Origin of the sequence: Nocardiopsis sp. ATB16-24, assembly GCF_030271535.1 — a bacterium.
Classification (GTDB): domain Bacteria; phylum Actinomycetota; class Actinomycetes; order Streptosporangiales; family Streptosporangiaceae; genus Nocardiopsis.
Genome location: NZ_JASCXJ010000014.1, coordinates 83362 through 96621, shown reverse-complemented (window position 1 = coordinate 96621; position 13260 = coordinate 83362). Strand labels below are relative to the sequence as shown.

Genomic DNA, 13260 nt, shown 5'->3' with positions numbered 1-13260 from the left:
GGGTCTTCCGTTTCGTGAGCAGGAGGTGGGTTCAGAACAGGGTCGGGGTGCTGGTGGGTACGTCCTCGGGAGCCGCTGGAACGAGACGGCGGCCGACGAGTGCGGTGAGGTCGGCACAGTAGAGGGCCGCACCGGGAGCGGATTCGTTGGTGAACAGGGCGACGGGTCCACTGGCTCCGGTGACACACAGGTGATGGATGCCCTCGGTGAGGTCGGCGGGGTAGGCCAGGACCGGGGCCGCCTCGAAGACGGTCGCGGCGCACGTGGGGCGGACCCACAATTCCGGGTCGGAGAACACCTCGGTGCTCGGTTGGTCCGCGGTGATCTTCTCCAGGTAGGTGGTGGCCTCGGCGGCGAGTTCGGTGAGCCCACTCGTGAGAGCGGCGGTGTCCACCTGGCTTTGGAGGCCGAGGACCTTGCGACGGGTCGGGACCTGCTGGGGTAGGCCGAGGTACCGGGAGACAGCGGCTTCCAGGGAACGGACGGCGATGCCGTCGGCGGTGCGCGCGATGTAGAGGGCAGCGACAGGCCCCTGTTCGGCCAGGCGGCTGCGTCGGCGGGTTTCGGCGGCGGTGCCGACCTTCGTCGTTCCTTTGGCGAAGACATCGAGGTAGAGCCAGTGCGGCTGTTGAAGGTAGTGGCGGATGTTGTCCGGCAGCGCCCGCGGGTTGTGATGGGCCTGGTGGGCTGCGATGAATCCTTCCCTGTACTGGCAGCGGCGGCACTGCCTCCCCCTGGTGACGATCTCGTCAGCGCGGCAGCGCACATGCTTTCCTTCAGGGCCGGTGAGATCGAACCAGCCGACGCAGTGGCGCTCGTCGCCGTCCACACGGAAGGTGTGCTCTCCCAGAAGGGGATGGAGCAGACTGCCGTCAGGTGTGGCGGGGTCGGTGGTGCGCAGGCGCGGTGTGTCCGGCGTGCTCCAGTCGAGGCCGAGGACGGTGACGGATCCGGTGATGGTCATGTCAGGCTCCGGTGCAGGATGGTCTCGATGTCGTGCAGGCAACGGCGGCGGGCGGCGGCCACGGGAGCGGCGCGCTCACCGTAGAGGCCGTGTTCGTAGGTGCCGCACAGGTTGTCGGTGACGACGTGCAGGTAGTCGAAGGGCACGCCGGCGGTGGTGGCGGCGCGGGCCATGTGACCGATCTCGGGGTCCACGACGTCGAAGTCCGCCCTGTTGGCCTCGAACCAGGCGTGGGTTTCGTCCAGCACGCTGGGGACGGTGGCGTGTCGTACGCCGGAGCGGAGGGTGGCGGGTGCCTGGGAAAGGTCCAGGGTGCTGTTCCAGGTGAGGTCGCGGTCCCCGATGCGGGTGGTGGTACCGGTGACGACGAGGGTGTTGGGTGCCATGTCCGCTTGGAGTCCGCCGAGTTTACCGACGTAGACCACTCCCCCGGTGTGGCCGCGTGCGGCCAGAGCGGTGACCAGGTCTCCGGCGAGATCGCCCCAGAAACTGAACTCACACCCCAGGAGGAGGACGGTGGCATTGCCTATACGGGCGATGCGCCAGCCGAATCCGGGCTGGTGGGTCCAGTGGGTGCTGCGGTCACGGAAGAGGGATTCGACGTAGCCGAGGATCATTCGGTCGTTGACGGGCAGGCGTGCGGGGAGCCAGTGGTTCATGAACTCCAGTCCTTGCCCCGGTGTCGGGAATTCTGTGGTGACGTCGGAGGGGAGCCCGAGGAGTGTGCAGGCCGCGCGGATGAGCTGGGTGTAGTGGTGGGCATAGTCGCGACCTGGCGGGACCACGCAGTGCAGGACCTGGTCGGCGACGGTGAAGTAGGGGCGGCGCCAATTGAACTTTTTCCCTTCGCGTTTGTCCCCGCCGAGGAGGAAGGACAGGGAGCGGTTGGGGTAGACCCAGGCCCGGCCGTTGGTGGCGGTGAGCAGGTCGACCGGAACCTTGGGGAGAACGTAGTCGGCCAGCCGCTCCCCCATCGTGTGGCCGGCCGGAACCACCGTGGACGCGGTAGGGCTCATGTCGCGGCTTTCTTACGGAGAAGGGACAGGAGGAACTCGGCGTCGGAGGTGCTGTCCATGGTGTGGATGGGAGCCGGGTGGGCGACGAGGAGTGAGTTCAAGGCCTGGCTGGTGCGGGTCTGGTAGTCGGTGAAGCTCCGTACGGACATGGTGGTCTCGCCCGAGAGGAAGGCTCCGTGCTCGGAAGGTTTGGAGTTTCCGTTGCGGCGGGCCGCTGCCAGGTGCGCGGGGGTGGACAACCTGATGACGTGGTCGGGTTGCGGAACAGCCGAGAACACCTGCGCGGCCAGGTCTTCCAGTTGCTCATCCCCGGAGAGCGCCATCCGGGCCTGGTGTTTGAAGTACCAGCCGTCGACCACCACGGGATAGCCGTGGGAGAGGGCGGGCGCTACATGGACGTGGTGGAACAGCTCGTACCAGGCGGCGAGGGTGTGCAGCCAGTAGCGGGCCGGGTAGTGCCACACGGGCTCGGCGTGGTCGTACCCCCAGGTGAGGCGGTGCATCGCTGACAGTCGCCTGTCCGCCCAGGGGCTGCCTGACGTGGGAAGGGCGTCCTTACGGAGAACGACCGCTTCGCGGGTGCTATCGGTGAGGCGGGACAGAAGATGGCTTTTGCCCGCCCCGTCGATACCCTCGACCACCCAGAAGTCACCCATGGGCACTCCTGACGGTGATTCCGACCTCGCGAAGATTGATGGCCAGATGGGAGAGCAATCCGGAACGCAGGTAGACCTCGCTGGTCCCCGCCTTACTCAGGCGGCTGAGAAAGCGGGTGAGTTGAGCGTGCTGCTCGCGTGCGATGGACACGTCGAGCAGCAACGGACCGCTGGGGATCGGTTCGTTCGTGGAGGCCAGGACCGTGGCTGCGAGGTGGGATGAGTCCTGATTCCCTGTCCAGGCCTCGCGATGTGGCACTGTGCTGCGGATGTTCTGTGGGGAAAGCCCGAAGCGGGTGGAGTAGTGCAGCTTGAGTCCGAACGGATGACCGAGGTCCCGGCGCAGAGCGGTCAGGTCACGGCGGCGACTGCGGATCCACTCCACAACCGTGGTGACCTGCCAGTCGTCCGCCTGAGCGGGACTCTCGTAGTGGCCACGGGCGAGGTCATGGAACCTCGCCGTCCGACCGGTTCCGATGTCAAGGGCAGTGAGGTCGACGCGATCACCCTGGACACAGGCCACCACCGGTGGGAGCTGATTGTCCAGCTCCCAGATACCGGGGATGATCTCGGCTACTTCCAGACCGTCGTAGACGGCCACTTCGACAGAGAACACCACTTGGTCGTAAGGCTGGACCAACGCTGACAACGATGGCGGAAGTCCATTGATCCACGCCGCCGTGGTCTCGGCGTCCGCACCGACCAGACGAGGCAGGTTTCGTTCCTCGGCCTGAGATCCGGTCCGAACGACGAGGATCTCACCGTTTCCCACGCTGTTACGGACCATTCGGGCTGTCACCCGCCCCGGACGGCGGTAGACCTGGACGGGCATGCGCAGCAGCCCGTGGTTCCGCAGGGCTGTCACGGTATCGAGCTTGCTCATCGTGCTCATGCCGCGCGCTCCAAGAGGCTCCTGGTGATCGGGCGAACCTGGATCACGACGACCGCAGCGCCGGTCCACGCCCACTCCATGTCGACTCCGAAGCCGAAGTGCTTGTGCAGGAGGCGGCAGGCCTGATGCAGACGACGGGTCAGCAGCAGTCCCGGGATGGGCGGCTCCTGGGTGGTGATGTGGAAGCGGTCCTTCTCTACCTGGACACGTGTTCGGGGCGGATTCCCGGCGGTGATGCCGTCGGCGTAACGGGTGGCTTCCAACACCAAGTGGCCGTCCTCGTAGAAGGCCACGCCGTAGAGGGGGGCTTGGACTTGTTCTTGAACCATGACGCAGGCCCCGCTGCCGCCCCCAAGGTTCTCAGCGGTGAGGAGATCCTGGTCGATCGTGCGCAACAGCGCCGAAGCGTCGGGAGGGCAGTTCAATAGGGAGACGGTACGGCCGGCCTGTGCGCTTTTCACCAAGTCCTCGTGCGCGCTGGTCCGGAGCACCACGCGGCGGGGTCGGTACAGGCGGAGCCAGGTCTTGGCCGCGTTCACCGCCTCGGCGGTCGTTCGTACCAGGTCCTCGGCCCGAAGGCACAACGCGGGCGGCACCGGGATCCCGAGTTCGGCGACCTCGCTCAGCCGGGCGGCCTTGAGCCCCCAGTGGCCAGCGTCCATCCGTTGGGTCAGCAGGTCAGCGGCCATCGGTGCACCCGCCCAAACGGGGCCGCGTCAGGGCGCGGGTTTCTTCCTCGAATCCGTCCATGCGCCCACTGTGGCCAGGGCACGTGCGGGAGGCCATGACCGACCAGTCATAGGTTCCATGACAAGCCGGTCATGACTCGACGCACTCACCACTCACCCGAGTGACGGGAGGCGATCCCGGCACGCGCTGCAGTCTCCAGCAGACCCGGTACAAAACACTTCTGGGCCAGGTCCGGTTTGCCCGCCAACCACTTGGCCAGCCACGCCGCGACGGTCGGCACCGTTTCCCGGATGCGCACCCCGGCACCGATGCGGCGGTGGTCGGCCCACTTCTTGCCCTTGCGCAGATTCGGGGGCATGAGCAGGACGAACAAGGGGTCGGTCGCCCTATGGCGAACCCGGCAGTGGCCGCTTCCGGGCGCGGTCAAGATACGTCCTATATGCTCAATTTTTCCTTGTTTGATCTCTTCTTGGTTTGCTGCAAAGAGCCGGCATCCTCGGCAGCGGAGGACACAGAGTGACTCCAGAACCATCCCCCTCCCCCCCATCCCCCGCGTCGTCTTCGAATGGCGAGGCGAGCTCGCCAGCGATCCGGACCAGGCCAGAACGATCCACGGTGGTCTTCGTCCTGGTCTCGGTGGCGTTCTCCACCACCCTGTTCGTGGAATACCACTCCGAGGAGCCCGCTCTCATCGACGCTCTCGGGCCGTCTGCCGTGGGCGGCCTGCTGTTGTACTGGGCGCTCGCCGCTCTGCGCAGGCGCAGGCGGGCGAAAAAGGGCCAGGATACGGCCGCAGCCCAGCCCAAGGGCTGGCTGGCGCGTGTGATGGACGAGGAGGCCGCAGCCGCGCGGGAGAGGAAACAGGAGGCGCGGGAGCGCGCACGGACGCGGATCCACACGCCCACGGAGGCCGAGACATTCGTGGCGAAGTGGCTGCGGAGCCAGGGTTTCCGGAGCGTCCGGGCCACGCCTCCGTCAAGTGACGCGGGGATCGATGTTACCGCCTCAGGTATCTCCGTGCAGGTCAAACGTTACGCCTCCAAAGGCGTTGGGCGTCCTGAGGTGCAACAGCTGGTCGGCGCGGCCCGGGTCGGTGACGTGGCCGTGTTCTTCACCTCCTCGCGTTACACGGACGCCGCCGTCGAGTACGCCGACCAACGCGGTGCCGCCCTGTTCGCGTTCGACTTCGCGGGGGGTTACCCAGTGCGCGTGGTGAACAGAACCGCGAAGCGGCTGCTCCGCGACGGTGGTCACGGGCACAAGTAGGGCCGGTCTGGCCATCCCGGTCGGCCCCGGTTCTTGCTCGACGCCGGTGACGACGTGGTCGAGGTCAACACACACCATCCCCACACCAGAGTCCGTAGGGGCAAGGACGATGTGATCGATGCCGAAGCAGCCGCACGCAAGGTGCTGTCTGGAGAAGCCACCACCAGGTCCAAGAGCACGAACGGCGCCGTCGAATCAATCAGACTGCTCTCTCTGGCGCACAACTACGCGGTGAAGGCACACTCAGCTGCAGAACGCACTGGCCACCGCACCCGCACCGGTGCGCGAACAGATCGCCGCGCGTGGCGGGCGCGACAAAGCGTCCCAGCACGCCGGGCTCCGCCTCGATACCACCCGACTGCATGAGCCGGTTCAGGCCACGAAAATGGCTGTCTCGCTCCGATTCATTGGAGGCGAGGAACCAACGCTTCGTCTTCTGTTGACCCGGCCTGCTGCCTATAGAAGTCGTCCTCGAACTCCGCTGGCAGGAGCAGCCATGCCGTCCGCTCCGCCGCATCCGGTGACACGGTGCCGGCCGGACTCAGCATCGCCTTCAGCGGCTTCCCAAGTTCACATGAGGGTCGGAAGGCGATCCCGCTCACACTGGAGCTTGAGTCGAAGCAGGCATCTCACCGGCGTCTGCAGGAGACAGGTGAACAGTCACCCACCGGGCCTCGTCCGACCGGTGGGGATCCAGGTCGGCCTGCAGCAGCCAACGCCCGGGCCGAAGGGATACCTCGTCGAAGCGGTCGGCGTCGCCGAGTACAAGAATCCCCGAACGTAGGAGGATCACGGATGCGTGGTCACACGAGGGCACGGGAGCCGTGTGGACGTACACGTTCAGCTCGACGGCGGCGTCTTGGGGGTCCGCCATTCGGCTGTTGACCACCTGAATGGTGATCTGGTCGTCCACGGCGAAGAAGGGGCCGTCACCGGCGAGGTGCTCGTAATCCCCGTCGTAGCCTTCGAAGTCTTCGCACAAGATGCAGCCCCAGTAGTAGTCGCGTACGCAGTGGAGCACGGGTTCGGTCACCATGTTCACCAACTGTGCGATACCGCAGAGACACTTCGCCGCGCACAGCCGTGCCCGGAGCGAGAAGGCAGGGGCCCGGGCGCAAGAGCTACGTCGGGACGGCACTGGCTATGGCCCCCACCATCGAGCGGCCGGCGAGAACCTCGCGAGCTGCCATCGGACGCCACCAGGGGCCGGTGTGTGCTCCATTCATGCTCCGCAGTTCCGGACTGACACAACACCAGACGGCACCACCCGGCCCCAGACGGCACGGCTGATCGGATGGGGTGGCACGCAACGACACAAAGTAACCTCAAGAGACAGCAAAGCTCCGGACTTCTCATCCGACGGTCGCAGGTTCGAATCCTGCCGGGTGCGCCACAAAACCCCAGGTCAGAGGGGGTGCGCGAGTCGAACAGACGAGGCGCCGGGCCTGGTTCGGGGCCTGAAATGCTCCGTGTGTGCTCCGCAGTGCAAGGTCCAGTACAGGTGGAGGAGCACCTCGCGGAGCATTTTACTGTTTCGTGATCTTGGTGACCGGGCCGGACAACCCCGTGTGCGCCTTCAGCACCCCACAGCCGCTCCGGCGCCACTGCGCCGTGACCTCTGGGCGTGGTAACGCCCTGTCGCCCCAGTGGCGTTCGGTTTCCTAGGCGTCCCCTCTCCGTCTCATGTCTGACTTCACCCCGACACTCCGCCGATCACGGAGCACGCCGGGATCCGTTGACGGGCGTGAGCCCTCGGCGGCTCGATAGAAGGGCAACGTCCTTCGGACTCGAACTCCTCTGGAGTCGGCCAAGAACAGTCTGCTGGGTCTCCGGCGTCCAGAAGATCTTGAGATTCTCACGAGCTCGGGTGATAGCTGTGTAGAAGATGCTGTGCGTAATGTCGTCTTCGTTGGCGTCGGTGATCACGACCTTGACAGAGTCGTATTCGAGGCCCTGCGCCTTGTGGATCGAGACAGCGTATGCCACCTGGAACGGTACTGAGGTATTGACGGAGTCGTCGTCCTCGTCGCTGGTGTCATAGTCGTAGACCGAGAATCGGACAGTTGAATCATCTACCCATTCGAGTTCTTCGCTGCCGATGTCGAACTCGCTCAGTGATCGGTCCAGCTCAACGTCGAACTGAATCTCGCCAGGTGCATGGTTAATGTCGACAATCCAACCTTTGAGGTTGTTGTAAATCACTGGCCTGAACCGCTCGGTCTCGTTGAACAACACCGGATCACCGACCTTGTATGTGGAGTCTCGCCAGGTTACCGCCGGATTCGGGTTATTGCTCTGGAGGAAGCGGTTAACGTTGTTGATGCCGTAGAGGCCGTCGTAGTTCAGGCACAGGATGATCTCGTCTTGGCGCTGGGTCTCGAACAGAGACTTGTCGAGCACGGTCGAGTAGCCGTTACGGGCAATGGTCTCGGCAACGTCGTCCTCGAGGTGCCGGACCTTGTTCCAGAAGCTCAGGAGCGACTCGCTCGTGGTCCGGTATGGCGTCGTCAGTTCGAAGATCGACGTTCTCGGAATGAACGACCGGATGATGCTGAACCAGTTGCCGAATTGAATCGATTCGATCTGGAAAATATCGCCAACGAGCACGAGCAGCTTGAAGGAGGTCCGCTCCAGTACCTTGAGCAGGTCAGCGTTGCTGACCGTGCTGCACTCATCGATAACTAGAAGATCGTACTCCGGTTCCGAGACGGCCCTGCGAATCTGGCTGCTGATCGTGCGGAAGGTCGACTCCTGGGAACTAACCTTGCGTTTGAGGTTATCGACAGCCGGGTTGGTGTGAGCGAGGAACAGCTTTTTCTCATCGTCGAAGTAGCTGGCAATGTGATCGACCATTGTTGACTTACCCGTACCAGCCGCACCGTAAACCAGGGCGACCTTCGATTGGCTGAACAGGTGTTTGAGTGCGTCCTCCTTGATCTTGTCGTCGATGCCCCGTGGTACCTCGTCGAGCCAGTGCTCAACGGCTTGGGTGTAACCGTCGACCCCAGATTCCGCGTGCTCCTGGAGCTTTTCGACGATGGCGAGGGTGTCGTCCTCGTACCCGCGAATGAAGACATGGCCTTTGTCCTGCACCAGCTGGCGCCCTGTGTGCTTGTAGTAGAGCTTGCCGTTGTAGGCGGCGATCAGCTGAGTGACGTCGCCGAACCCTTTCAGACCTTTGGCAGGGGTGTAGAGCATTCCATGGCGATCGATGTTGTTGCGTACCCTCCGAGCGAACAACTCGTGGTTCCGGTCGGTCGCGTCAAGGGCCTCGACGAGGTCCCAGTAGCGCGGGTTGTGGCCCGGCAGTGAGGTGCAGAAAGGCATCTGATCGAACGGTATACAGCCATAGGGAAGATTCAGGTTCGACAGATATCCGCACTCATCCACGCTGTACTGCGACCTGAGAACCTGGTTATGCATTCGCAGCATGAGGTAGCGGATGACGTTATGGCCAGGTGCATCCGACCTCACGATGCGGCGCGCTTCATCCAGCACGGGGAAGATCTGCGGCTTGGTAGCCTTTGCTGTCCCTGTGGCCTTGATCTCTGCATACTGGTCAGTGGGCATGTCGATGAGGTCGAGTAGACTTCCCGATCCTGCTGTGAGACCACGCATCAGGAAGCGGTACTCCGCGAAGCTGGTCTTGACCTTGATCGTGATGCCCAGGAGTCGGGCGAAGTTGTCGAACTCACAGGGACGGATCGATACTTCCCACTCACGGATGAGCGTGATTGGCATCGTCTGGTCAAGCACCCGAATTGAGTCGCGCTGCAGGGTAAGCATGGCCGAGTACTTGTCAGTCATGTCGATGTCGGTGAAGGCAATAATGCGGTCGAACTTACTGACCTTGTTGACGGCTCGGTAGAAAGTAACTTCGTAGTAAATACGCTCGCCAACGAAGAACGGGCGCGTCTTATGGATATAGTACCGTGCCCGCGTCTCACCGCTTGAGCTAGTCGAACGAGGTGCCTCGATGCGAGCGGCGATCTTCTGGTGATATTCCCGCAACGATGGATCGAGGTCGACCGGGAAGGACTCAAGGTTCGCCAGCACAGCGATCCCGCAACTGTCCCGGAGAAGCGTTCGGATTCGGTGAAGGTATTCGTAATACTTGAGCATCAGACGTTCGGAGGCATCCCCGTCAACCGTGTAGTGAGAGGCGCTCGCTTCGAGGAGTTGGTAGAACCGGCCCAGGAATCGATACTGACCCTTGCTGCTACCCTTGATGAAGGCGACTCCGAGCCTGATTGCGTCCCAGTTGTACTCGGCATCGGAGGAACCTTTCTGAAGGCGAACCGCGACACCCTCAACCAGGTTCCGGAGCTGAGCAAGAAGATTTTGGGAAAGCAGTGCACGCTGACCTATCAATTCCTCGATGTTTCGGCAGATTGCCCCATCCGCATTCCGGATATGTTCACCAACTGTGGTCATGAAGTTCAGCCCTCCCCATGGCTAAAGGCGAACTCTAGGGTGCTTGTTGAGGTTGGGTGTGCTGCCGCACCCCCTGGGCGAGCACTGTAGCGTGTTGGTCGGCCCGAAGACGCGGAATCTTGGACAAAGGGTTCATCGACCAGGAGAAACCTGAACCTTGGAGACTTCATACCTCCTTCCCTCCCTGCGGCAGGGTTTCAAAAGTTGCCTCTCTTCGTCGACCATCGCCGCAGGAGACCTTTGATCCGGTGGCCAAGCGCCTCCAAACATGGGAAAACCCCAGGTCAGCCGGGCGAACCCGTGGGCTGATCTGGGGTCGGTGCCGTGTGGCCCCTGGTATGTTCCCCGGTCCCGCTATGCGCGTGCGGGTTTGAGCATCGCGGCGGTGGCCTCCGCCGCCGCCCGCGCCACTTCGGGGAACACGGTCTGGTAGGTGTCCTGAGTGAAGTGCGTGGTGGCGTGTCCGAGTTCGCCGGAGACCACCTTCACATCTGCCCCCGCCGCCAAAGCCAGCGAGGCAGCACCGTGGCGAAGCCCGTGCAGGTGGATCGGCGGCAACCCCGCCGCCTTACTGATCCGGTTGAACCACCGGGTCACCTGCCCCGGGTGCCACCCAGACCCATCTGACTGGGTAAATACCAACCCCGTATCGTTCCAGCTCTGCCCTGTTTCGAGGCGGGCTTCGGTTTGGAACTTCTTCCACGAGCGCAGCACCCGTACGGTGTCGGTGTCCAGGGTGATGGTGCGCCGCCCCGCCGCACTCTTCGGCGTCGTCGTGGCCATTTTCCAGCCAAGGGTGACCACCTGGGTGCGGATGTCCACCTGCCCGTCGGTGAGCCGGGTGTTCGCCCACGGGAGTCCGACTGCTTCTCCGCGGCGTAGGCCTTTGACGGCGATGAGGTGGAACAGCGGGAACAGCCAGGTGTACTTCCTGGCGTGGGTCAGGAAGGTGATGGTCTGTTCCGGGGTCCACACCATCACTTCCCCCGGCACGATTCCGTCCACCTGCCATTGGCGCACCCGGTCGGCCGTCCATACCAGCGGCCTGGTACGCGGGCACGAGGGCAACCGCACATGGGAGGCGATGTTCACGTTTACAGGCAGGTCGGGCCTTCGGACTGCTTCGGAGAGAGCGCTGCGCAGGGTGGCGCGGATGCGGTGCTTGGTGGACAGGCTGATCACCCGCCGGCCCTTCACCGAGGCCCGCACCTTCGCATCCTCAGACTCCTGGCACTCCAGGATGTGGGCGTTTTGTTCTTCGATCTGGGCGAACATCTGCTCCACCTGCCAGGAGGTGAGCTTGTCCAACCGGGTCCGACCCAGATGAGGAACCAGATGGTTGCGGATGTGCCCGTCGTAGGACAGGCGGGTCTTCTCCGCCAGGTCGGGTTTGCCCTCCAACCATTCTTTTAGCCAGGCGGCGACGGTGGGCACCTGTTCCCGCATCCGCACCCCCACCCCGATACGGCGCTTGACCTCCGCCACCTCCGGCAGGCGGTGCCGACCCCGTAGCGCGCTCTGGATCAGGTCGGCGACCTGCACCTCCACGTCCGGTTCACCCTCGGCCAAGCCGATGAGCACCTTGAGGTGGTCCAGGTTCCGTTGGGCCCCTTCCTGGGAGCTCAGACCTCCGCGCCGGGCCTGGCGGCGGCGCCCTTCGGTCGTGCGGGGCAATTCCAGTTGGAAGCCCCACTCGCCGTGCCGAGGGTTCCAGCCACCTTCTTCTCGGCGTAGCTTCGGGCACTTCGCTCCCAGAAGTTTGCCGCTGCTCTGGTCGCGGCAGCCGCAGCGTTTGAACACCGACCCGTCATGAGAAGCCATCTATGACTCCTTCTCCTATGTGTGATCGCTGCGCGCACCACACCCGCACCCACAGCAGTAGGTGCGGGGAAGCTCGAGGCCCAGGTGGGCCAGGATCCCGGCGGTGGGCACCACCCAGGCCTTGCCCGCCCGATGCGCGGGCACCGGAAAAGCACCTTGGCGCAGGAGCCGGTAAGTGGTGGTGCGGCCCAAACCGAGCATCCGCCCGGCCGTCACTGGGTCTAATGCCACCGGCAACGAGCCCACCTCATCCAGCGTGATCTGAGGGTTCACGCCCACCTTGCCCACCTCCCCACCACCTGTGACCTGCACGGATGCGGTGCGCGGCCCCGCACCACGCGGGGCACCACGCATCCACGCTCAACCTCGCCGAGAAGTGCAAGCGGATTCACCCCACCCGCCACCGGATTCACGCTCCCCACTCAATGGCCCACCCGTTTCGGGCGATAGGCCGTTTCCCCTGGTCGCTGCCCCAGGAGCCCCGTGTCGGCCCAACGCCCAGCGTTGCCCCCACGGGGAGCGGGGCCAGGTTCGTGGGGGCGGTGTGGGGGCACACAGGCCCCCACACCGCCCCGCCCCGGCTCCCTGTGTTAGTCGGGACGCCGGTGGCCGGTGGCGGCCAACCAGGCCCGATAGGAAGCCGCGACCCGCTCGGGGACCGCCACCACCCGGTACCGGCCCGCCCCCACCGCGTGCTCGACCAGGTAGTGGCCGCCCTCCCAGGCGGGCATCCGCCCCAATCGGGCCCCGGCCTCGGCCACCTCCCCCACCGCCACAGCCTCGTCATCGGTGAGCGGGAAGTAGGTCACGTCCACACTCGTGTACCGGCTGATGGGCAGCTCGGGGTGGGCTTGGAGGAAGTCGGCCAACGCGCGCATGTCCCCGATGATCCGCGCCCGCAACTCCGGCCCCGCCGCATCGGTGAAGAATGCCTTCCCCGACCTTTCCGTGTGGTCTTCGTCGGTGTCTTCTTGGTCGGCTCTGGGGTCGTGGATGTATCGACTCACGCCGCGACGCTCCCTTCCTGCCCGACCGGGATGGGGTTGGCAAAGACCAGGGCGTCCTCGTGCTGGATCACGTGCACCGGCCGGCCTTCCTTACGCAGCCGTTTGGTCTCGATGAGCTGGAAGAACGAGGTGCGCGAGACCACCTCCCCCTCCCGCAGCGCGCACAACAAAGCCGCGCACCGGTCGATCTGCACCAACCCCGCCCGCCGTCCCGCTTCGGCCACCTGGCCGGGGAAGTCCACCAGCTGCCCGTCCTTGCGGTAGGGACGGGTGGTGACCACCACCACCCCGCCCGGGGCCAACAACGGCCGACAAGCGACCATGATCCGGCTGAAAGAGTCCGCCAGCTTCTGCGGGCTCCGGCGAGCATCGCGCACAGGGCGCACAGCAGGACGCTTACCAAGCTGTGGCGGCGACCCCGCGGCGTGCGGGGATCTTCCAGGTGCGCGAGCTTGCTGAGAAGGCCGACGGGGCCGGTGGCGGGCATGGCAGACTGGTGGTGCAACGGAGTCCC

At 64.5% G+C, this 13260-nt stretch carries 12 protein-coding genes and 1 pseudogene; 1 reads left to right on the top strand and 12 read right to left on the bottom strand.

Going from position 1 to position 13260, the window contains the following annotated elements:
- Positions 1–31: 31 nt before the first annotated feature.
- The 6 genes from PFX91_RS16080 to PFX91_RS16055 form a co-directional block, all read right to left on the bottom strand.
- On the bottom strand, positions 32–964 hold the full coding sequence (locus tag PFX91_RS16080) for a DUF2797 domain-containing protein (RefSeq protein ID WP_285732708.1): 933 nt from the start codon (positions 962–964) through the stop codon (positions 32–34).
- On the bottom strand, positions 961–1980 hold the full coding sequence (locus PFX91_RS16075; protein ID WP_285732706.1) for a nucleoside phosphorylase-I family protein: 1020 nt from the start codon (positions 1978–1980) through the stop codon (positions 961–963). The genes PFX91_RS16080 and PFX91_RS16075 overlap by 4 nt, the downstream gene beginning before the upstream one ends.
- A complete protein-coding gene (locus PFX91_RS16070) occupies positions 1977–2636 on the bottom strand; it encodes a dTMP kinase (RefSeq protein ID WP_285732704.1) in 660 nt (219 codons plus the stop codon). The genes PFX91_RS16075 and PFX91_RS16070 overlap by 4 nt, the downstream gene beginning before the upstream one ends.
- A complete protein-coding gene (locus PFX91_RS16065; RefSeq protein WP_285732702.1) occupies positions 2629–3528 on the bottom strand; it encodes a hypothetical protein in 900 nt (299 codons plus the stop codon). Before PFX91_RS16065 ends, PFX91_RS16070 begins: the two co-directional genes overlap by 8 nt.
- Positions 3525–4217: a pyruvate phosphate dikinase gene (locus PFX91_RS16060; RefSeq protein ID WP_285732700.1), complete on the bottom strand. Its 693-nt coding sequence runs from the start codon at positions 4215–4217 to the stop codon at positions 3525–3527. The genes PFX91_RS16065 and PFX91_RS16060 overlap by 4 nt, the downstream gene beginning before the upstream one ends.
- Before the next feature lie 146 nt (positions 4218–4363).
- Entirely contained in the window at positions 4364–4645 is a 282-nt protein-coding gene (locus PFX91_RS16055) for a hypothetical protein (RefSeq protein ID WP_285732698.1), read from the bottom strand.
- Between the two features lie 188 nt (positions 4646–4833).
- On the opposite strand from PFX91_RS16055, the gene PFX91_RS16050 reads away from it, so the two are divergent.
- A complete protein-coding gene (locus PFX91_RS16050) occupies positions 4834–5484 on the top strand; it encodes a restriction endonuclease (RefSeq protein WP_285732696.1) in 651 nt (216 codons plus the stop codon).
- Positions 5485–6082: 598 nt separating this feature from the next.
- Here the strand turns inward: PFX91_RS16050 and PFX91_RS16045 are convergent.
- The 6 genes and pseudogenes from PFX91_RS16045 to PFX91_RS16020 form a co-directional block, all read right to left on the bottom strand.
- Positions 6083–6520, bottom strand: coding sequence for a hypothetical protein (locus PFX91_RS16045; protein ID WP_285732695.1), 438 nt, complete (start codon positions 6518–6520; stop codon positions 6083–6085).
- Between the two features lie 677 nt (positions 6521–7197).
- Entirely contained in the window at positions 7198–9918 is a 2721-nt protein-coding gene (locus PFX91_RS16040) for an ATP-dependent DNA helicase (RefSeq protein WP_285732693.1), read from the bottom strand.
- 354 nt (positions 9919–10272) lie between these two features.
- A complete protein-coding gene (locus PFX91_RS16035) occupies positions 10273–11739 on the bottom strand; it encodes a tyrosine-type recombinase/integrase (protein ID WP_285732691.1) in 1467 nt (488 codons plus the stop codon).
- A gap of 590 nt (positions 11740–12329) precedes the next feature.
- Entirely contained in the window at positions 12330–12746 is a 417-nt protein-coding gene (locus PFX91_RS16030; protein WP_285732689.1) for a hypothetical protein, read from the bottom strand.
- Positions 12743–13069 (bottom strand): hypothetical protein, encoded by a 327-nt coding sequence (locus PFX91_RS16025; RefSeq protein ID WP_285732789.1) that lies wholly within the window; start codon positions 13067–13069, stop codon positions 12743–12745. Before PFX91_RS16025 ends, PFX91_RS16030 begins: the two co-directional genes overlap by 4 nt.
- A gap of 77 nt (positions 13070–13146) precedes the next feature.
- A pseudogene (locus tag PFX91_RS16020) lies at positions 13147–13233 on the bottom strand (hypothetical protein); the annotation flags it as partial.
- Positions 13234–13260 lie beyond the last annotated feature (27 nt).

Coding starts and splice junctions, on each gene's coding strand:
- PFX91_RS16080 (WP_285732708.1), bottom strand. CDS start 964: ATGACCATCACCGGATCCGTCACCGTCCTCGGCCTCGACTGGAGCACG.
- PFX91_RS16075 (WP_285732706.1), bottom strand. CDS start 1,980: ATGAGCCCTACCGCGTCCACGGTGGTTCCGGCCGGCCACACGATGGGG.
- PFX91_RS16070 (WP_285732704.1), bottom strand. CDS start 2,636: ATGGGTGACTTCTGGGTGGTCGAGGGTATCGACGGGGCGGGCAAAAGC.
- PFX91_RS16065 (WP_285732702.1), bottom strand. CDS start 3,528: ATGAGCACGATGAGCAAGCTCGATACCGTGACAGCCCTGCGGAACCAC.
- PFX91_RS16060 (WP_285732700.1), bottom strand. CDS start 4,217: ATGGCCGCTGACCTGCTGACCCAACGGATGGACGCTGGCCACTGGGGG.
- PFX91_RS16045 (WP_285732695.1), bottom strand. CDS start 6,520: ATGGTGACCGAACCCGTGCTCCACTGCGTACGCGACTACTACTGGGGC.
- PFX91_RS16040 (WP_285732693.1), bottom strand. CDS start 9,918: ATGACCACAGTTGGTGAACATATCCGGAATGCGGATGGGGCAATCTGC.
- PFX91_RS16035 (WP_285732691.1), bottom strand. CDS start 11,739: ATGGCTTCTCATGACGGGTCGGTGTTCAAACGCTGCGGCTGCCGCGAC.
- PFX91_RS16025 (WP_285732789.1), bottom strand. CDS start 13,069: ATGGTCGCTTGTCGGCCGTTGTTGGCCCCGGGCGGGGTGGTGGTGGTC.